This is a genomic window from Cohnella sp. CFH 77786, from assembly GCF_019400745.1.
Lineage (GTDB): Bacteria > Bacillota > Bacilli > Paenibacillales > Paenibacillaceae > Cohnella.
The window spans coordinates 218,048-239,842 of record NZ_WJIB01000005.1; the positions used below are offsets into that span (position 1 = coordinate 218,048).

The 21,795-nt window shown below is 61.0% G+C and carries 10 protein-coding genes; 8 read left to right on the forward strand and 2 right to left on the reverse strand.

Annotation, left to right across the window (positions count from 1 at the left end; translation table 11 throughout):
- Nucleotide 1 precedes the first annotated feature (1 nt).
- From GE107_RS10145 to GE107_RS27400, 8 genes are all read left to right on the forward strand, one after another.
- Nucleotides 2–1,255: a macrolide family glycosyltransferase gene (locus GE107_RS10145; protein ID WP_219639567.1), complete on the forward strand. Its 1,254-nt coding sequence runs from the start codon at nucleotides 2–4 to the stop codon at nucleotides 1,253–1,255.
- Nucleotides 1,252–4,383 carry a cyclic peptide export ABC transporter gene (locus tag GE107_RS10150; protein WP_219639568.1) on the forward strand — a complete coding sequence of 1,044 codons (3,132 nt, stop codon included), beginning with the start codon at nucleotides 1,252–1,254 and terminating at the stop codon, nucleotides 4,381–4,383. Before GE107_RS10145 ends, GE107_RS10150 begins: the two co-directional genes overlap by 4 nt.
- A gap of 26 nt (nucleotides 4,384–4,409) precedes the next feature.
- On the forward strand, nucleotides 4,410–8,180 hold the full coding sequence (locus tag GE107_RS10155; protein WP_219639569.1) for a non-ribosomal peptide synthetase: 3,771 nt from the start codon (nucleotides 4,410–4,412) through the stop codon (nucleotides 8,178–8,180).
- Nucleotides 8,181–8,352: 172 nt separating this feature from the next.
- A complete protein-coding gene (gene fabD / locus GE107_RS10160) occupies nucleotides 8,353–9,687 on the forward strand; it encodes an ACP S-malonyltransferase (RefSeq protein WP_219639570.1) in 1,335 nt (444 codons plus the stop codon).
- A complete protein-coding gene (locus tag GE107_RS10165; RefSeq protein WP_219639571.1) occupies nucleotides 9,668–16,813 on the forward strand; it encodes an SDR family NAD(P)-dependent oxidoreductase in 7,146 nt (2,381 codons plus the stop codon). Before fabD ends, GE107_RS10165 begins: the two co-directional genes overlap by 20 nt.
- Before the next feature lie 24 nt (nucleotides 16,814–16,837).
- The gene (locus GE107_RS10170) at nucleotides 16,838–17,098 is read left to right on the forward strand and encodes an acyl carrier protein (RefSeq protein ID WP_219639572.1); all 261 of its coding nucleotides are present in this window, start codon (nucleotides 16,838–16,840) and stop codon (nucleotides 17,096–17,098) included.
- Between the two features lie 65 nt (nucleotides 17,099–17,163).
- Nucleotides 17,164–18,306 carry a radical SAM/SPASM domain-containing protein gene (locus tag GE107_RS10175; RefSeq protein ID WP_219639573.1) on the forward strand — a complete coding sequence of 381 codons (1,143 nt, stop codon included), beginning with the start codon at nucleotides 17,164–17,166 and terminating at the stop codon, nucleotides 18,304–18,306.
- 217 nt (nucleotides 18,307–18,523) lie between these two features.
- Entirely contained in the window at nucleotides 18,524–18,955 is a 432-nt protein-coding gene (locus GE107_RS27400; RefSeq protein ID WP_483298236.1) for a YoqH family protein, read from the forward strand.
- A 74-nt stretch (nucleotides 18,956–19,029) separates the two neighbouring features.
- On the opposite strand, the gene GE107_RS10180 is transcribed toward GE107_RS27400, so the two are convergent.
- Both GE107_RS10180 and GE107_RS10185 read right to left on the reverse strand, forming a co-directional pair.
- Nucleotides 19,030–20,673, reverse strand: coding sequence for a GMC oxidoreductase (locus GE107_RS10180; RefSeq protein WP_219639574.1), 1,644 nt, complete (start codon nucleotides 20,671–20,673; stop codon nucleotides 19,030–19,032).
- A 161-nt stretch (nucleotides 20,674–20,834) separates the two neighbouring features.
- Nucleotides 20,835–21,713, reverse strand: a complete 879-nt coding sequence (locus GE107_RS10185; RefSeq protein ID WP_219639575.1) for a LysR family transcriptional regulator — start codon at nucleotides 21,711–21,713, stop codon at nucleotides 20,835–20,837.
- Nucleotides 21,714–21,795 lie beyond the last annotated feature (82 nt).

A 21,795-nucleotide genomic window follows, 5' to 3' on the forward strand; every position in this document is an offset into this window, starting at 1 on the left:
TATGTCGAGGGTCGTCTTTTTCGGCATCGATCTGCACGGACACGTCAATCCTACGCTAGGCTTGGTCCGCGCGTTGGTCGAACGCGGGGAGGAAGTCGTGTACTATTCGGGAGAAGCTTTCCGGGAACGGATCGAAGCCGCGGGGGCCGTATTCGTGCCTTATGAAGAACCGCTGGGCTTCGGAACGCATGACGGCGGGGGCATCGAGACGTTCCTGATTACGGCCGATTTCATTCTGCGCAGAAGCCGCGCGATCGTGGAGGCCGTCGAGGAAGAGCTGCGCCGCCTGCGTCCCGGCTATATCATCCATGACGCTTTCTGCCATTGGGGCAAGGAATTGGCGCGCCGCCTCGGCATCCCGGGTGTCTCCCTCTTCGCGAACTTCGCTTTCATCGACGAAATGGCGGACCTGGATCCCGATTTCTTCATGGAGAACGTGCTCCGTGCCGGCAACGATCCGCTGTACGTCAAGAACAAAGGGCAGGCCGACGTCTACCGCAAGCTGGCGGCCAAGTTGTCCAAAGTCGTTTCTCTGAAGTACGGCGTGCAGACGGACAGCGTGATCAACGACATCTTCTGCAGCAAGGAGAAGCTGAACCTCGTGCCGACTTCGCGGGAATTCCAGATTTACGAGCAGGCGTTCGACGATAGCTACCGGTTTATCGGATATGCGGTCGAACCGAGGGCGGACGGCGCGGATTTTCCTTTTGAGCGTTTGGACGAACGGCCTCTGGTATACATCGCGCTCGGCACGATTTTCAACGATGCCGCCGAGTTTTACTCGAAATGCCTGAAGGCGTTCGAAGACGGCGGCGTGCAGGTCGCCATGTCCGTGGGAGAGAGCGTTCGGCCGGAGAGCTTGGGGCAGATCCCGGACCATTTCATCGTCCGTCCGTACGTGCCCCAGCTCGAGCTGTTGAAGCGGTCGTCCGCGTTCGTCACGCACGGCGGCTCCAACAGCATCCACGAGAGTCTCTGCTTGGAGGTGCCGACGGTGGTCGTGCCCCAGAGCTTCGACCAGTTCATGGGTGCGATCGCGGTCGAACGGGCGGGGACCGGCATTTACTTGCGGGATCCCGGCATCCGACCCGAAGAACTGGCTTCCGCCGTACGGGCCGTCCGCACGGTGCCGGATTACCGGTCAGCCTGCGCACGGATCAGGCGGACGCTGGAGGCCCCAGGAGGACCGGCGTCTGCCGCGGACGCCGTGATCGCCTTTGCCGAGTCCGAAAACCGGGAGGTGCATCGTCTATGAGGCGGGCGTGGACGCGGGCGATGGCGCTGCTGCTTGCTGCGGCGATCGGGGGAATGCCGCTGTCGTCCGCCGCGGCGGCGCCAAGCGATTCCCGCGTACCGGCAGAGGACCGGCTGCAGGAGATCGACGCTTATGTCCGAGGTCTCATGGCGAAATCCGGCATTCCCGGATTGGCTGTCGCCATCGTGGAAGGGAAGGACAACGTCCTCGTCCGGGGATACGGCTGGGCGGATCGCGCGGCCGAACGTCCCGTTACCGAGCGCACGCTGTTCGAGCTGGGCTCGACGAGCAAGGCGTTCACGGCTTTGGCGGTCATGCAGCTCGAGGCGGAGGGGCTGCTCGATTTGGACGCGCACGTCGACCGGTATTTGCCTTGGCTGCACTTCCGCTTCCGAGGCACCCAGGCACAGGTGACGCTGCGCCAGTTGCTTCACCATACGAGCGGAGTTCCATTCCGTACGATCGGCGACATTCCGGCCGCCGATGACGAAGGCGCGCTGGAACGAACCGTCCGCATGCTGGACGGACTGGAGCTGGCGTTCGAGCCCGGAGAGAAATATTCGTACGCTACGATCAACTATGACGTCCTCGGTCTTATCGTTCAGGAGATCAGCGGGATTCCATTCGAGCGCTACATGAGGGAGCGGATTCTGGCGCCGCTTGGCTTGAACGGCACTTACTTGTACAGAGCGCCGGAAGGCGCCGATATGGCGCAAGGCTACAAGTTCGGCCTGATGAGGCCTAACGCTTACGATGCTCCCGCCTACCGGGGCAATACGCCTGCCGGTTACGTGGTTTCGAGCGCGGCGGATATGGCTTCATGGCTCAAGGTCCAGCTTGGCGTTTCCGACACGGGCTCCATCGATCCCTCGCTCGTTCGGCGGACCCAACTGCCGGATAGGACGGTCGCACCAGGCGCGGACGGCGCTTCATACGCCGCCGGCTGGGCGGTTTTCCAGCGCGGGTCGGGAGAGCTGTTGCACGACGGCAGCAATCCAAACTTCTCCTCTTACGTAGTTATCCGGCCCCATGACGGCATTGGCGTAGCGGTGCTGGCGAATCTGAGCAGCGCCTATACGCAGACGATCGGCCAAGGCGTCATGAACCTGATCATTGGCAAAAAGCTGCCGGACCCGGCCGGCGACCTGTACCGAAGCATGGACGGAACGGCTTCCGCCGTGTTGTTCCTGTCGGTGCCGCTGATCGTTCTCACTTTGTGGCGGCTCGGGGTTTCCTTGCTGCAGGCCGCGCGGGGAGAACGCCGCTGGAGAGGCGGTCCCGCCAGGACGACCCTCTCGGTTGCCGTGCTTGCGGCGGTGCTCGGCGGGTTCGGTTACTGTCTGTTGCGGATGCCGGATGTGCTTTACGACGGGTTGAACTGGCGCTTTATGGCCGTATGGGCGCCGTTTACGCTGTCCGCCGCCGCCGCCGCCGTTTTCGCCGCCGCTTTTCTGTTCGGCCTTTACTATACTTTCACGCTGCTATGTCCGAAGACGGACGAGCGAATCTGGTTTCCGCTCATCGTCTTAAGCCTGGTTAGCGGCTTCGGCAACGCCTTGATCATTTTCGTCGTGAACCAAGCCTTGAACCGGGGGGAGGACGCCCCGTTTCCGGGCGGCTTGCTGATGTATCTCATCGCGGGCATCGCCGTATACGTCGTGGGTCAGAAGCTCGTGCGCACCCGGCTGATCCGGATGTCGAACGATATGGTTTACCGCAAGCGGACCGAGCTGACGAGCCGCATCCTGAACGCCTCCTATCGCCGCGTGGAGCAGGTCGAGTACGGAAAGATCCAGGCGGCGCTCAACAACGACACCGAGACGCTCAGCGACTTCTCGAACATCGTCGTCACGGGGGCCACCAGTTTCGTCACGCTGATGTGCTGCTTCGTGTATATGGGGACGATCAGCGTCTACGGGCTGCTCGTTTCGCTGTTGGTCATCGTCGGGGCTGCCGGCCTCCATTTCCTGTTCGGCCGGCAAGCCCAGCGCATATGGGAGCAGACGCGGGACATCCAAAATGCGTTTTTCGCTTTTATTCACCACATGACATCGGGCTTCAAGGAACTGAGCCTTCACGAAGGCAAAAGGGCCGGCTTCCGCGACGACATGATCGCCAGCTCCCGGCTATATCGCGACACGCGGATCCGGGGCGAGATGAAATTCGCGAACGTCAACGTGATCGGCGAGCTGTTGTTCTCCCTGGTTGTCGGCGTCATCGCGTTTCTGTTTCCGGTGCTTTTTCCGGCCATGCAGCAGGCATCGATCCGGTCGTACGTCTTCGTGCTTCTATATATGACCGGCCCCATTCACGGCATTCTCGGCACGATTCCGAATCTGATCCGGCTGCGGATCAGCTGGAAGCGAATCCAAGCGTTGGCCGAGGAGCTGGACTCCGTCCGGGAGAAGAGAACGGCGGGGACGGAAGAGGAGACGCCGGCCGCGTTTCAATCGCTGGAGCTCGACCGGGTCGTATACCGCCATCCTTCGCCGGAGGAAGGACAGCCGTTTGCGGTCGGACCGGTCAGCCTCTCGTTCCGGGCGGGCGAAATCACGTTCATCACGGGAGGGAACGGAAGCGGGAAATCGACGTTGGCCCGCTTAGCCACCGGTCTCTACGCGCCGGACGAAGGTACGGTGCGGGTGAACGGCATCCCGATGGAGCCGGATCGCCTGGGGCGCCATTACTCGGCCGTCTTCAGCGATTTCCACTTGTTCGAAAAGCTGTACGGCCTCGATGCAGCCGCTCTGAGAGGGAAGATCGACGAATATTTGTTCCTGCTCCGTCTGCACGACAAGGTGCAAATTCGGGAAGGGACGCTCGGCACGCCGGGACTTTCGACCGGTCAGCGCAAGCGGTTGGCGCTGCTGATCAGCTACTTGGAGGACCGGCCCGTCTACTTGTTCGATGAATGGGCGGCCGATCAGGATCCCGAATTCCGGCGTTTCTTCTACGAAACGCTGTTGCCCGAACTGAGGGAACGGAACAAATGCGTCATTGCCATTACGCATGACGACCGGTACTTCGGCATGGCCGACCGGATCGTCAAGCTGGAGCTGGGCAAAGTGACCGCGATCGAATCCGCCGGCAGACTCGCGGACGAAGCGCGCGCCGAAGCGGCGGGATGACCGAAAGGAAGGGGGGTGTCCGTGTCATGAACGGCGCCGCGAAACTGGACCGCACGAATATCGAGGACATTACAGCCTTGACTCCGACGCAGGAAGGGCTTCTCTACCACTACCTTAGCGGCAAGGAAGACGGGCGCTATGACCAGCAGCTTAGCCTCCGCTTTTCCGGGGAACTGTGCATGGAGACGCTGCGCGCCGCTTGGCGGCACGTCGCCCGAACCAATGAAATGCTCCGGACGGTGTTCCGATGGGAGAAGCTGGAGCATCCCGTGCAGATCGTACTGCGAGAGCATGAGATTCCGGTCGAGGAGCGGGATTTGTCCGCCTTTCCCGCCCCCGAGCGGGAAAGGCGCCTGGAAGAGGCGCGGGAGGCCGACCGTCGGGAAAGGCCCGACCTCACGGTCAAACCGTTCCGCGTTCTCGTATGCAAACTGGACGACCGCGGCTTCGAAATGATCGTCAGTTGGCACCATATTTTGTTCGACGGATGGAGCAACGCCATTGTATTGAAAGAGTTCATGCAAGCGTACGACGCCTTCCTGGCGGGTGCGAAGCCGCATCTGCCCCGAAAAACGAAGTTCAAGGCGTTCGTCGCCTGGCACCAGCAAGCTCAAGCGGAACGGGAAAGCAGGCGGAGTTATTGGGAGGGGGCATTCGCCGGTCTTGCGGACCGCGCGCTGCTTCCGTTCGAGGGAGACGACGGGGAAGAGGGGGAACCGGGACGGCACGTGGCGGCGTTCGAACCTCGCATCATTACGCGTTTGGGCGAATTCGCCAAGCAGCGGAATGTTACGGCGGCGTCCGTGCTGTACGCGGTATGGGCGTTGCTGCTGCATAAGTACGGCGGAGGAGCCCGCGACGTCGTGTTCGGCACGACGGTTTCCGGCCGAACGCCTGAGATCGACCGGGTGGAAGAGATGGTCGGGCTGTTCATCAACACGGTTCCGCTTCGCGTTACCGTGGACGAATCGGCCTCTGCGGAACAGGCAGTGCGGACCGTGGATGGCTTGCTTAGGGAACGGGAGCCCTACGAGAATACGCCGCTGACCGACATCGTACGCTGGAGCGGATCGGAAAGCGCGGACGAACTGTTCGAGACGGTCGTCGTGCTCGACAATTATCCGTTGGACGTTGCCGCCTTTCGGTCCGGCAATCTGGCCGTCACCGGACATCGGATGCGGGAGGCGACTCATTACCGGCTCGCGCTCGGCATTCATGCTTACGGGGAGTGGAAGGCGGAGTTCGAATTCGACCCGTCGAGCCTTTCCGGCGGAGACGTCGGGAGAATGGCGGATCATTACATGCATTTGTTGCTCCAGGTGCTGAGCGATCCGCAGTCCCCCGTCGGCGAACTCGAACTGGCGACCGGGCCGGAGCGGGAGCGGATCTTGACGGTCTTCAACCGCCCCGTTGGGGAGCGCGGAACGGAATTGGCGCACCGCGCGTTCGAAGCTCAGGTTCGGGCGACGCCCGATCATCCGGCGGTCATTAGCGACGGACGCAAATTTACGTACCGGGAAATCGACGAAAGCGCCGATCGGCTTGCCCGTCGGCTCGTTCGCGCAGGCGTCGCGCCGGACAGGCTGGTCGCGCTTGCGTTGGAACGGTCGGCCGATTTCGTGGTCGCCATGCTGGCCGTGCTCAAAGCCGGCGGCGGCTATATCCCGATCGACGTTTCTTTTGCCCCTGCTCGAATCGATTACATCTTGAAAGACAGCGCCGCGGATATCCTGATCGTGCGGGACGGGGCGCCGAACGTTCCGGCTTTCGAAGGGAAAGTGATCTCGATAGGCGGGGAGGACGTTTCCGCGGAGCCGGCCGATGCCGGAGAACCGGAAAGCGGCTATGCGAATTCGCAGCCTCCGCACCGGCCGGATCAACTCGCGTACGTCATCTACACGTCCGGCTCGACCGGCAGGCCGAAGGGCGTCATGACCGAGCACCGACATCTGCTCGCATACGTGAGGGCGTTTCAGCGCGAATTCCGTCTCGGGCCCGGCGACGTCGTGCTCCAGCAAGCCTCGTGCTCGTTCGACCATTTCGTCGAGGAGGTTTACCCCGCCTTGCTCAGCGGAGGGGCTGTTCTCATCGCAAGGCGCGAAGACGCGCTCGATCCCGGCCGCCTTACGCGGCTGATCGAAGACAACGGCGTAACGGTCGTCACCGTGCAGCCGCTTATGCTGGCCGAGCTCGATAAAAGGGACGGAGCGGCTGGCGTGCATACGTACATCAGCGGCGGGGACGTTCTCAAATACGAGCATGTCTCCCGACTAGTCCGCCGGGCGAGAGTTTACAATTCCTACGGACCGACGGAGGCGACGGTATGCGCCACGTATTGGCGCTGCGGCGCTCGCCCGCTCAAGAGCATCCCGATCGGGATCCCTATCGAGGGTTACAACGTGTATGTCGTCGATCGGCGCGGCCGCCTGCAGCCCGTCGGGATTCCGGGCGAAATCTGCATTTCCGGCAACGGCGTCGCGCGGGGGTATTTGGGCAATCGGGAACTGACCGCCGGCAAATTCGTCCCCGACCCTTACAGGCCCGGAGAAACGATGTACAAAACCGGGGATATCGGCGTTTGGCGTTCCGACGGGAGTCTTCGGTTCATCGGCCGCAACGACGAACAGGTGAAAATCAGGGGGTATCGGATCGACCCGCGCGAAATCGAGCTGGCGCTGCTCGAGCATCCGGCCGTCTCCGAAGCCGTCGTGCTGGCTGTGGATGACGCGGCGCGGGCGAAGGCCATCGCCGCCTACGTTGCGGCGGCCGGCGGGACGACGGCCCGCGAGCTTCGGGAGCATGTCGGCACGCTTCTGCCTCCGTATATGATCCCGTCCTTCTACTACCGGATAACGTCCGTGCCGAGAACCGGCAACGATAAGGCCGACAAGCAGGCATTGCTCCGATGCTCCGACCTGCTTCCGTCCGGTCACGACGACGGCGGGGAGCGGAGCGATACGGAACGGGCCGTTGCCGGCTTATGGCGAGAGGTGCTGAAGCTGGAGTCGTTCGGCGTGCACGATCACTTCTTCGACATCGGCGGCAATTCCCTGCTTCTCATGCAGCTCCAGGCGAGATTGGAACAAAGGTTCGATGCCGGAATCTCCGTTTCGGACCTGTTCTCGCTTCCGTCGGTCTCGAAGCAAGCCGCGCGGCTCGATGAGATAAGGAATACCGCGGAAACCGTTGCGATAGCCGATTACCAGACGCTCCCGGCCGAGTTCTTCGGCGTTCGGCTATCAGGCCGTTGGCGCGAAGGCCTCGTCCGGTCCCGGATCGAGCCCGCGCTGGCCGCGTCGCTAACGCGCATCGCGTCCGAGTTTTCGGTGGAGCGGTACGACGTGCTCGTGTCCATGTGGGGCTATTTGTTCGCCGAAGCGGCCGGCAGCCGCACCGCGACGTTTCATCTCGGCATGCCGGATGGCCGGTACGCGGTTCCGTTCCGGCTCGATCTGGACCGGCTGCGCGATTTTCCGGAATTATTCGTCACCGTCCGATCGCGAAGGAAGGGGGCGGAGCCGCCGGAGACGTACCGGCTGGACCGGGTCGGCCGGTTCGTGCCGGAGCGGAACGCCTCCGAGGTGCTGCCCATCGTCTTGCGCGAAGAAGCTTGGGCGGAGGAACGGTCCGATCTGTTCGACCTGATTCTCGGCTTGGGGGATGAGGAAGAGGACGGTGGCATGCGCTTGTCGCTGCGGTTTAACGCAGGCCGCCTGTTGCAAGAAAGGGCGGAGTGGCTGGCGGAATCCTATCTCCATTTGCTGAGGCAGTTGTCAGGCATCGGCGCAAAGGCATGAAGGTCGGAGAACGACGAAGGAAGCCGAGGAGGGAGATCGGGATAGACGAGGAAGCCATGAAAGTCGAGGAAGCCGGGAATGGGGAAGAAGGCATCCAGCCTGGAACGGGTGAACCGGTTGAGCGGGGAGTACGCGGCTTCGGCCGCCACGGAAAGGAGCGGTAAGGGAACGCATGGCGAAGTGGGCTCATCTATATCCCGGACAGGGATCCCAATACGTCGGAATGGGCAAAAAGCTGCGGGACGATTCAGAGACGGCTCGCCGCGTGTTCGAGGAAGCGGACGATCTACTCGGCTTTCGTCTGAGCAGCGTCATTTTCGAAGGCGATCCGGAGCGCCTGACCCGGACCGATATGACGCAGCCGGCGCTGCTCACGGTCAGCGTCGCGGCTTTCCGCGTGCTGACGGAGCGGACCGGCGCAGAGCCCGATTACGCGGCGGGTCACAGCCTCGGCGAATGGTCGGCCCTTGCCTGCGCGGGGGCAATCGGCTTCTCGGACGCGATCAGGCTCGTTTCGCTGCGGGGGCGGCTGATGCAAGAAGCGGCGGAGGAAGGCGGGGGAGCGATGTGCGCCGTCCTCGGCATCGACCGGGAAGCGGTGGAGGAAACATGCCGCGGTCTCTCCGCTCCCGGAGCGGAAGTGGTCGTCAGCAATATCAACTCGCCCGGACAAACGGTGATTTCCGGCCGGGCGGATGCCGTTCGGCAGGCGTCGGAGAGACTGGAGCGCCTTGGAGCGAGAACCGCCTACTTGAACGTGGGAGCGCCTTTCCATAGCCCGCTCATGGCGCCGGCGGCCGAACGGCTGAGAGCGGAGCTTAAGCCGCAAGCCTTCACGCTTCCCCGGTGGCCGGTCGTCTCCAACGTGACGGCGGTCCCTTACTCGTCGCCGGAAGAGATCGTACGCCTGCTCGCAGAGCAGATCGTTGCGCCGGTTCGGTGGGAGGAGACGATGCGGTTTTTGCGCGGGGCGGGCGTGACGGCCGTCGTCGAGATCGGCCCGATGACGGTGCTGACGCGGCTGGCGAAGGCAATCGAGAAGGAAATGTCCGCTTTCTCTTTCGAAAAACCCGAGCAATGGACCGAGCTGCGCGAAGGCATGAAGCCGTTCCTGGAACGGTCATCCCCGGCCGCGCGCCGCTTCGTGGCCCGATGCCTGACCGCCGCAGCCGGAACGCGCAACCGCAACTGGGACGAACGGGCCTACCGCGAAGGCGTGATCGAACCGTACCAGGCGATCGAAGCGATCCAAGCGAGGCTGGACGCGGAGGATCGCGGACCCGATATCGGGGAGATGGCCGAGGCGCTCTCGCTGCTCGTCCGGATTTTCGAAACGAAAGGCGTGCCGTCGGCGGAACGCGTAGAGAGGCTGTTCGAAATCGTCGAGCGCACAGGAACGGGTGACCGGTTCCCGCAATACGCATTGCGCGTTCCGGAGCCGGCAACGGCACCCGCAACGGATTCGGCTCATCCGGGAGGTGCGGCGAATGGACTTCGGATCGGTTAAGCTTCGCGGCCCGGAACCCAAGGAGGCCGCGCCGTGGCCGGAAGAGCCGTCCGAAGCGGATATCGCGATCATCGGCATCGGACTGAAGCTTCCCTTCGCGGAGACGGAAGCCGAGCTATTGGAGCTTCTGCGCGCCGGCAAGGACGCCGTGCGGCCGTTGCCGGCGCGCCGCAAAGCCGACGCGGACGGCTATTACCGGTCAGTCGGAGAAGATCCGGCCGGCGTGCGGTACGGGGAAGCCGCCTACTTGGACGAGATCGACCGTTTCGACTACGCCTTCTTCAAACTATCCCCCAAGGAAGCCGGCCTGCTCGACCCGAACCAGCGGCTGTTCCTGGAGACCGCTTGGCATGCGCTCGAGGATGCCGGTCTCGGAGGCCGTTCCCTGGAAGGGAGCCACACGGGCGTTTATGTCGGATACGGTTCGGACGCGGATTACAAGCGGATGATCGACCGGGTGGAGCCGGAATCCGCTTCGATGGCGATGCCCGGCAACGTGCGGCCGATCATCGCGAGCCGGCTCTCGTATCTTCTCGACTTGAGAGGTCCGAGCCTCATCGTGGATACTACCTGCTCTTCGTCGCTGGTGGCGGTTCATATGGCTTGCCAGGCGCTTCGCGCCGGAGAGTGCGAGCTTGCGATCGCCGGCGGCATCCAGTTGCACCTGCTGCCGGTCCGGGAATTCGAGGTCGGCATCGAATCGTCGACCGGCCGGACACGCACGTTCGACGACGCGGCGGACGGCACCGGCACCGGCGAGGGGGCCGCGGCGGTCGTGCTCAAGCCGCTGCGGCGGGCGACGCGGGATCGAGACCCGATCTACGCGGTGATCAAATCGAGCGCCGTCAACCAGGACGGAAACTCGGTCGGCATCACGGCGCCGAATGCCGACGCCCAGGCGGACGTTATCTCGGAAGCGTGGCGGCTGGCCGGCATCCGGCCGGAGACGGTCGGTTTCATCGAAGCGCACGGCACCGGCACCAAGCTTGGCGATCCGGTCGAACTGGAGGGAATCCGAAGGGCGTTCGCCAGGTTCACCGACCGGAAGCAATTCTGCGCGGTCGGCTCCGTCAAGAGCAATTTCGGCCATCTCGATAACGCGGCCGGCATCGCCGGCTTGCTCAAGGCCGTACTGTCGTTGAAGCACCGGCTGCTGTTCCCGACGCTGCACGTCGAGCGGCCGAACCGGAACATTCCTTTCGTCGAGTCGCCGGCATACATCAACACCCGCCTGACGGAATGGGAAGAGGGAGAGGAACCGCTGCGCTGCGGCGTCAGCTCGTTCGGGATCAGCGGCACGAATTGTCACGTGGTGCTCGAGCAGGCTCCGAAGCGGCCGGCAGCAACAAGGATCGCCCCATCCGGCTCGCACTCCGAAGCCGAAGGTGAACCGGCGGGGCACGAATTGCTGCTGCTCTCGGCCCGTTCGGAAGCCGCGCTGCTCGAATTGGCGCGCCGGTGCGCGGACTTCCTGGATGCAAACGGCCAAGTCCCGTTAGCGGATGTATGCTATACCGCCGCCGCCGGTCGCGGACATTATCCCTATCGGCTGGCCGTCGTCGCCGGTTGCCATCGGGACTCGGCCCTCGCACTCCGCTCGGCGGTTCCCGATCACGTCCGCGGACCGTGCGCCGCGGATGGGGCCGCCTCCCAGGCCTTGAAAGAGGCGATTCGCCGCTTTGTCCGGGAAGGCAGACGCGATCCCGAGCGTCTCACACAGCTGGGAAGGCTATACATGGACGGGGCGGATGCGGATTGGAGACGCCTGTACGAAGGCCGGGAGGTCGCCAAGGTCAACCTCCCCGCCTATCCGTTCGAGCGGAAGAGATGCTGGCTGCGGTTGCCCGCGGAGGCGGATGCCGAGAATTCCCATGAAGCGTTCGCGGGAGGGAAAACCTCGGCTTCCAGCCTATATCATCGGCTGGAATGGCGGCAGAAGCCGCTCGTTTCTCGGAAACCTGCTCCCGGCGTTCTGCCTCCCATTTGCCTGGTAAGCTCCGGCGAACCTTTGGCTGCGTTGCTCGCTGCGCGCCTTAGAACCGAAACGGGTGCCGAAGTGACGGAAGCTTCGGTCGGCACGCAAGGGAAGCAGGGCGCCATGCCGATTTCGCGGTACGCCGAAGCGTTTCGGCATCTCTTCGAATCCACTTCGTCTTCCGGACCGCGGCGAATCGTTTTGCTCGATGGCGGGGAGGCTGCGGAGCCGGGGGAAGTTCCCGGCATGGGAGCGGACGTCCATCGGCTGCTTGGCCTCCTGAGGACGCTTGCTGAGGAACCGTCCGGCCGCTCGGCCGAGCTTTTCCTCGTGTCCAACCGCGCCCTCCCGGACGTCGGGACGCACGCGCAAGGAAACCCGGACCGAGCCGCCCTGTTCGCGATGGCCAAGGCGGTTCACTGGGAGATGCCGCATGTTCGCGTGCGATGCATCGATTATGGAGACGAAGCGGAAGATTTGGCCGGCTTGGTCGCGGAACTGTCGGTTCCTCCGCATGAAGGCGGCGAGTACAAAACGGCTTACCGCCTGGGCGCGCGTTACGTGGAAAGGGTGTGCGAATGGGAACTTCCGTCGGAACCCAAGGATCCGGTAGGTTGGCGAACGGAAGGCGTCTACGTCATCACGGGCGGATTGGGAGGCATCGGCTTGCTCGCCGCCGCCCGGATCGCTGCCCAGGGGCCGGTGCGGATTGCCCTGCTCAACCGTTCCGCGTTCCCGCCGCGCGAAGAATGGGAGACCCTCGCATGCGGTTCCCCGGACTCGGAGACAACGCACCGGATCAGGGCGATCCGGGATATGGAGCGGTCAGGCGCTCGGGTGGAGTGCATTCGCGCCGACGTGTCGGACGAGCACTCCCTTCGGGAAGCGTTGGACGGGCTGCGGAAGCGGCATGGCCGGATCAACGCGGTCGTGCATGCGGCGGGAATCGGCGATGGGGATTATCTGGCCAGGTTGACGGAGGATGGCTGCGAGAAGGCGGCGGCCGCGAAAACGAGGGGCGCCTGGCTGCTGGATCAGCTTACGAGCCGGGACGAGCCGGATTTCTTCGTCATGTTCTCCTCGGCGATTACGCTGGTCGGGGGCATCGGATCGGGACCGTATGCGGCGGCGAATGCCTGGTTGGATGCGTATGCCGCGAACCGCCGCGCGGAAGGCTGCCGGATGCTCTCGATCGGCTGGCCCGCCTGGGACCGGACAGGGTTGTCCGCTGCCGACGCGCCGGACGAACGCAAGGAGCTGTTCCGGTTGCTGCCCGCAGACCGCGGCGTCGACGCTTTCGAGGAGCTGCTCGGCGTTCGGATCGCCCACGCGCTGGTAGGGGAATGGAACCGCGACGGCTTGCTCTTCGAGCTGGAGGAGAGACTGCCTTTCCGCTTGGAAGAAGAGGCGGCCGCGTCTTGGCATCGCAAGGCCTCCGAAGCCTCGGGAGCCGCTTCCCGGCATGCCGCTCCGATCCGTCAGGTGAAGCTGAAAGGCAAGACCGGCGGGGGCGGCTGCACGGAGATCGAAACGAAGGTCGCCAGCGCTTGGATGCAGGTGCTGGGCTACGAGGAGCTCGGCGTCGACGATAACTTTTTCGAGCTGGGCGGCGATTCGATTCTGATCACCAGGCTGCACGCCCATATCCGGGAGTCGTTCCCGGGAAGGACGACAATCGCCGATCTGTTCGCGTTTCCGACGATCGCCAAGCTGTCGGCTTTCCTGCAAGCATCGGAAGAGGCGGAAACGGGCCGGAACGGGGCCGCGCAGGAGGAACCGGCCGCTTCGGCGGCCGTTCGCGGCGGAAACGGAACAGACCGCGAACCCGGCCGCGGCGACTCGCGCATGCCTGCCGCCTCGGACATCGCGGTGATCGGATTGACGGTGCGGCTGCCCGATGCGCCGGATCTGGATGCTTTGTGGGCCAATCTCGAGACCGGCCGGGAGTCGATCGGACCGTACCCCGCGGCCAGGCAAGGCGACGCCAGCCGATTCATTCTGAACTTCACGGACGTGAAGGAGGACGACATCCGATTTAGCCACGGGGGGTATTTGGACAGCGTCGACGGGTTCGACAGCGGCTTCTTTCAATTGTCTCCCCGGGAAGCTTCGCTCATGGATCCGAACCAGCGGTTGTTCCTGGAAGCTTGCTGGGAGGCGATCGAGGACGCCGGATACGGCGGCAGGCGGCTGAAGGGCACGCGAACGGGCGTCTATTTGGGTTACGCGGATTGGCCGGTTTACGGGCAGTACATCACGAAGAAGTTTCCGCCGCTCATCCATGCCGCGGGCGCCGGCAACACCCCGTCGCTGATCGCCAGCCGCATCTCGTATTTGCTGGATTTGCAAGGCCCTGCCATACTCGTCGACACCGCCTGTTCCTCTTCGCTCGTCGCCGTTCACATGGCTTGCCGGGCGATCCGAAGCGGGGAGTGCGACATGGCGATCGCCGGAGGCGTGAAGGTGTGCCTGATGCCGGTGGAGGGCGTATTCGAGATCGGCATCGAATCGTCCCGCCGGCAAACCCGCGCATTCGACGACGACTCGGACGGCACCGTGTGGGGCGAAGGGACGGTTGCCCTGCTGCTCAAACCGCTGGAACGGGCCTTGGCGGATCGAGACCGCGTATACGCGGTCATCAAGGGAACCGCGATCAACCAAGACGGCTCTTCCGCCGGCATCACCGCGCCGAACGCGCAAGCGCAGGAGAAGGTGCTGGTGCAAGCCTGGGAGGACGCGGGAATCGATCCCGAAACGATTGCCTATATCGAAACGCACGGAACCGGGACCAAGCTCGGAGATCCGATCGAGATCGACGGCATTCAGCGGGCTTTCGGCCGCTATACGGACAAGAAGCAATTTTGCGCGATCGGCTCGGTCAAGTCGAACATCGGGCATCTCGACAGCGCCTCCGGCGTCGCCGGGCTGGCGAAAGCGATCGCGTCGCTTACGCGCCGGCAGCTTGCGCCGACGCTGCACTTCGAACGGCCGAACCGGAACATCGCGTTCGAGCGGTCGCCCGTATACGTGGCGGACCGTCCGTCCGCCTGGGAGACGGACGGAGTTCCGAGACGATGCGGAGTGAGCTCGTTCGGCTTCAGCGGGACGAACTGCCATGTCATTCTTGAGGAAGCTCCTCCGGACCGCCAAGAGCAGCCGACCAGCTCCGAGCCGGAGCAGTGGCGGATTCTCGCGCTGTCCGGGAAGAACGCGGAAGCGCTGCGGCAGACGGCGGTACGCTATCGGGAGTTCCTGGCCGGGAGCCGGGATCGCCTCGACGATATTTGCGCGACGGCGAACGCGGGAAGAGGGCATTACTCCCACCGCCTTGCCTTCGTTTTCCGCAACCGAAACGAATTGAGGCATTTGCTGGACAAGGCAGTGGAGGACTTGCCGGAGGGCGGGTTTCCGGCAGGGGTTTACCGAGGCGAGCACCGCTTGGTGGCCGCGGACCGCGAGAAGCCCGCTCCCGGACAGCTGACGCCCGCCGTCCGGATTCAATGGAACTCGGAAGCGGCGGAAGCGGTGGAAAGCCTGCGATCCGGAGCGGACGTTGAATCTTGGCGCGAACTGGCCCGGTTGTACGCGGCCGGAGCGGATGTCGATTGGGAGCGGCTGTATGAGGGAACGGACGTCCGTAAAGTCCGCGTGCCGATCTATCCGTTCCAGCGTGCCCGCTGCTGGATCGAGCCGGAGCCGGCAGCGAATGCGGCTGCGGAATCCATGCGGCCATCCATAACGGTCAAAGGCCGCGAAAACGGACGATACGAACCGCTGGAGCTGCTGCTGGCCGAACTGTGGGGGCGATTGCTCGGCGTCGGAGAAATCGACGTTCACGACGATTTCTTCGAGCTGGGCGGCCATTCGCTGCTGACGATCGAAATGGAAACGGAGCTCGAGCGCAAGGGCATCAAAGTCGATGCCGACGATCTGTACCGGTACCGGTCGGTGGGCCGTCTGGCCGAATACATCGCGGGCATGAACGGACCTTCCGCGATGAGAGGGATCGCGGAACCGCCCGCAGAGCCCGTAACCGAACCGGTGCGCATGCCGGAACGTTCGCCCGTTCAGGCCGCAACCGAAGACGAGGAAGGGCTTTACGAGTCCGCCCCGGAACGGCACTACCCGCTTCTCCTCCCGCTGGCCGCGCAGGCGGCGGAGACGCTTGTGCTGCCGGGAATGGAGCCTTTTAACGACATTTTTTACCGCAACTGCTTCTTCAACTCGACGTTCCCGGTCGTCCGGAGCTTCGGCCGCAGCATCGCCCCTTTCTTGGCGAACGATCTCATCGTATATGAAGGGATGGACGGAACATTCTCCGCCGGCTACGTGTCCGTCCGGCCGATCGGGGAGGTGTTCGGCATGGCCGGTCTTGCGGCCGATATAAGGTACGGCAGCGACAACATCGTGGTCGAACTGCTTGAACACTTGTCGGCGGGCAAGCCGACGGTCGTCTGGGTGGATTGCTATTACGAGTCGATCCGCCCCGACGCCTATCGAAAGCAGCATATCGACCATACGCTGCTCGTATTCGGTTTCGACAGGAGAGAACGGCTGTTCCATATCGTCGAACACGATCGCAGGGAAAATTTGTCCTACCGTCGGCGCACGCTGCCATTCGATGAGATGGCCCGCGCGTTCGAAGGGTTCGACCGTCATTACGTCCAAACGGGGCTTCATGCGGCGACGCATTACGTGTTCTCCCCGTCGGGCGGCGCCGATACCGACCCTGTGGGCATGCTTGCCCGGAACTTGGAGACCGGACGGCGCGCCTTGGAGGAAAGCCTGAATGCGCTCGACCGGTTCATCGCGGAATACGCCCGTCATACCGAATCCGCAGCGCGCTTGAAGACGAGTGCGGAGCAGTGGGTCGCCTTCATGAACGAAGCGGTGGCGGCCAAGCAGACGGAACGTTACCGGCTGGAGCTGATGCTGCCCGGAGCGGAGCGCGAGCGCATGCTGATCGATGAGGCCCTTGCCGGATGGGATTATGTCCGTAAGGGGGTCGCGCGTTTCATGTACGGCGGCGAGTTTCGCGCGCAAACGTTCGCGGCGGGGCTGGAGCGGCTATACCGGCTGGCTGAAGCCGAGGGCGAGCTGATGCGGTCGCTGCCGGCAAGCCTGGAAACGCATGCGAAGCGGATTCTATGATCGATTACCGAGGAGGAGAAGGACATGGCGCAGGAGATTCGGGACAAAGTGCTGGTCATGCTCAAAGAGGTGCTGGCGGAAGAGGGCGAACGGCTGGAGGAACTGGGTCCGGACGACGACTTGTCCGGATTCGGCGTCAATTCGATGACGTTCATCCGCCTAGTCCTCGCTCTGGAAATGGAGTTCGGGGTCTCTTGGGACGACGACGACTTGCAATTCCAGAACTTTACCACCGTGAACAGCATCGTCCGTTACGTGGAACGATCTCTCGCGGAGTCGGCTTGATTCGGTCATCCGCGAAATCCCAGTCATACCGATCCATGATCCATTAAGGAAAGCGGGTGAAGATCATGTGGACGAACGCAGGAACACTGAGGGACGAGAAGCTGGTCGAGCACGTGCGGAATCTCGCCCCGCAAATCAGGCAACTGACCATTTTTCCATCCGAAATCTGCAATTACAGGTGCTCCTTCTGCCATATTTGGGGGGATACCGGCTGGGCGCTCAAGGAGCCGCAGAGGGTCATCCGGGAGCAGCTCGATATCGAGGTACTGAAGCGGTTCATCGACCAGGCGGGGGCGGCGGGCGGCAAAATCGGCGTCATTCTGACCGGCGGCGAAATCATGCTCTACCGGCACTTCGAGGAGCTGGTTGCCCACTTGCGCAGCAAAAAGATGAACGTCTACGTGAACACCAACGGTTCGCTGATCAAAAACCGCATTCCTTTTCTGATCGAGAACACGGTGGTCGTCAACGTTTCCATCGACGGACCGGAGGAATACCACGACGCGATCCGGGGCAAGAACAGTTTCCAAACGATTTGCGAGAATATCGAGGCGCTCGTCGCGGAGAAAAAGCGGCGAAAAAAGATGTTTCCGTTCATTAGCATTAATATGGTGCTGTCCACATCGAATTACAGAAGCGCCAAGCATTTTATCCCGGCGCTGCGCGAGCGCTTCCGGGATGCGATGGTGGTGCTGCACGACACGAAGAACCCGTGGCAGAAGCGCCGGGACATTTCCGTCAATTTCTCCCCGCTTTTATATACGACGCCGGAAAGAGGAAGCTCGTACGCGAAGCAGATGAAGGAGCATCTGGACTGCGACGTTTCCCCGGCATGGCAAGGGTTCGTGGAGGAGTCGATCCCGATCGATACGGAGCTTCTGAAGCGTGACCTGCAGGAAATCTGGGCAGCCGAAGGCGTCGACTATTCCGATTACGTCGACATTCATGATTACTATACGGATATCAACAACGTGTTCGGCCGCTCCAAATGCGTCGCCCCCTGGCATGAGCTCATCATTCGCCGAACGGGGGACGCATATCCTTGCGTCGATCTTCCCGATTACAAACTCGGCAATATCTATGAAAACACGTTCGAGGAAATTTGGGAGGGAGAGAGAGCCGTAAAGTTCCGGGACTATTTGCGCCGCGACAACCTGATGATGTGCAACCGCTGTACGCGCCTCTTCGCGGATCCGGAGACGTTCTGACCGCGAAGGGCAACTCCGTGAATCGACTCTTGGGTACAAGAATTCTTAAGAGGGGAAACGCGGTCATTGCCATGTTGGCGGTGGCTGCGTTTCCCCGCGTTGCTTTTTGTCGCTCTCATCCCGAATCAGAGCCTCATTTTATGGTGAAAATATCCATGAAATGGAGGCGATACCCGTGAAAATGAAAGCGATAGTCACGATGGCGCTATTGGGGTCCATGGTGTTACCGGCGGGGTTACAGGCTGCTCCGCAGCCGGCGAAATATCCTTGCAGCCTTGTCCTCGGTGCGAAACCGAACATGCCCGTTAACGCCAAAGGGGTTGCGCTTGCTTATACGATCAAACGGGAATTCGGCGGCGATCGAAGCAGTCTCAGCATCCACGCGCAGTATTTGCCTTCGCCTGCATCATTGGGCGCGTACGATCAATATGAAGGTTTCGCGCAGGTCCCAGGGGAAATCAGTTGGAGATTCCTATTATTGCGGGTGACTCCCCCCAACACGGATGTCCCGATATGGACGGGGAGGATCGATGATATCTCAGGTCCGTTGGAACGTGCCGACGTACAAGTGCGGTTGTCCCATTCCGGAACGGATCGATTAGGCCCCGTTGTGTTGGAAAAAAACATGAGCGATTGCCGTCCCGGTTGACGGTCGAGGATTTTCGGGGTGTTATTTTCTCAGGCTGAGGGTGCCGTTCATGGGAGGCGGGTGTTGGGATGAAGTTAGATGGTTTGCGGAAGCGCGGCGATATGATCAGCCGTTCGAATGGCCAGCGCGACTGTGGTTAACGTTGGATTTCCAGACCCGAGGAATGGCAAAATACTGTTGTCGGCCACATACAAACCTGAAATTCCGTGAACTTTACCGTTCGGATCCGTGACGGAAGTGGAAGGATCATCCCCCATTCGGCACGTACCCGAAGTGTGGTGCAAATCTCCGGTAGGTACAAGGCAGATTTCACCTAAGGTGACGTCGAGGACGGAAGAAATTCGTTTCACGGACTCCATCATTTTTTGAATTTCAGCCAATTCTGCTCCACTAAATGAAAAGTGTACTTCGATTTCGGGTACGCCGTATTCATCTATTCGGTGAGGGTTCAATACAACCCTGTTTTCATACCGAGGAGCAATCTTGCCGAAGCATTGGAGAAGAATGCCGAGCTCCGGCAAAAACGGTTTTTCTTGAGAGGATGGGTACCAATCGAATTCGTTCGGTCCCACCAGTCGGATCTGATAAGGTTTATCCGCCGTTCCGGTAATTAAGATCCCGAGAGTTCCCGGAATATCCGTGAAATCTTTGCGGCTCACTTTACCCGGCGCCAACATAAAAACTTGATTGGTCATATAATGCCCGACTGCTCCTCCCCGGATGCCCGAATGAAGCAGCAAACGAGGAGTCTCATACGTACTCGCCGACAATACGATCGTTTTTGCTTTTAGTGTATAAGAATTTTTGTCCGGAGCCATGACTCTGATGCCGGCGGCTTTCTCTTGATCGAACAGCACTTGAACGGCACGGGCGTTAATCGCCAAATCGAAAGTTCGAAGAAAGGAAGCCTTGGCAAGGAGAGAAAAAGAACTGAAGAAAACATCAGCATGTACTTCCCCGAACTTGGTCGGATGAACGTCAGCCGCTATCGGCAAATACCTCGATTCGGGAAATCCGCCTTGCTGCAAACGATCCAGCAGCTTCTCCGTTAAGGTAGACCCTCTGCAATATTCGTCGGTCACATTCATGAGACGTTCGGCAATGTCATAGTAGGTTTCCATTTCACGAATCGGGATCGGCCAAGCCGGAATCAGAGACATATTCAATCGTGAAGCGACTAAATCCCAGAATACGGTCCTTCCTCCCAGGCAAATCACTTCTCTTGCCCCGATAAACTCCGGATAGGAGCCTTGCAAAGGTTTTGAAATAAAACGGTAATATTGTCCAAGACGCTTGCCATTCATCATGGGAAGGTTTCGACCATGCGAAGGCATGACAATATCGCCTCTTTCAATCATACCAATCCGCTTCCCGTTCTCTCGCCAGTGTTCGCACAGTCGCCAAAGCATGGTTCCTCCTCCGGCACCCGAACCTACGATCAGAACATCGTATTCGTTTTCAGCCATGGACTCCAATGACGTTAAAGGGATCCAATTGGATATGTATTCCGTCGGTATGTGACAAGTCGGTGGAATATCCGCATGCCTGATGTTCTCTTCGGTGGAGAAAGGAAGATTCACCGGTTGACCGGCGATATTCTGATCGGGGCTTTTGATGGATGGATTTAGTGTTAAGAGATCATCAATCGATATAAGCTTTTGACAAGCGATGACTCGGAGTGTGTCGTTATGGCGAGCCATCCATATCTTCAATGCCATGACTCCTATGTCACTCCTTATTTCGAATCCTAGACTTAAATAAGTTTATGTAAGGGATCATGGGAATTAACCCAATAAAGGTAATTACCGTTTCAGGAACAACAAAATCGGAGCCGCAAGGGTGCGGACTCCGTTCTCTAATTTTATCTGGAAAATCAGACTTATCGAATCAGCTCGACAAACCGGCTTGCCGCCATCGAAAGCGGCATGTTGCGCATGATCATGATCCCGACGTGGGAGGGAGGAAGCTCGACTTCCAAACGGATCTCGAAGAGGGAACCTTCCTCGAGCTCCTTCGCGACGAATTCCCGGGTCACGTAGGAGATCCCGAGTCCTTTGCGGGCAAACTCGATGAGAAGATCGACGCTGCCGACCTCGATTTCGGGCTTGAGCGGATAGCCGTAGCTTTGGAACAATTCCGTAATGGCCATCCGTGCCCGGCTGTTTCGCGAGAAGAGGATCACCGGGTATTGAAGCAGCTTGCTCAGCGATAGCACCGTGTCCTTCAGTTCGGCGTAGCGCGCCCCCGCGACGAAGCAATCCTGCAGCTGGATGCTCTCGGTCACTTCAAGCTGGGGATCGACGATCGGCATGCGCACGACGCCGAGATCGATTTTGCCTTCTTTGAGAAACGTAATGATTTCCGGCGTCGTGCCATGATTCAGATGCAGCTTGATGCCGGGATGCTTCTCATGGAAATCTTCCAAATAAGGAAGCAAATAATGCTTGAACAGCGAGTCGCTGCCGCCGATCCGCAGCTCGCCGCTGTCCAGGTTCTTCAGCGCGGCCATCTTTTCCTCCGCGAGCGAGATCAGGATCTGTGAACGCTCGATGTAGGAATACAGGATCGCGCCTTCCTGCGTCAAAGCGACGCCTTTGGGATTCCGGTAAAACAGGGTAATGCCGAAGCTGTCTTCCAGCTGTTTGATCGCGTGGCTGACGCTCGGCTGGGTCAGGTACAGGACCTTGGCGGCTTGCGTCAAGCTGCCCGTCTTCGCGGCCCAATAGAAGACCTTGTACAAATCGTAGTTTATGTTCATAGATGTGGTCTATGGCTCCTGTGAAATCTATTTATTACTTGTATGGTTGGTAACTGTATTATAGTGGAACTACGCAAGAGAA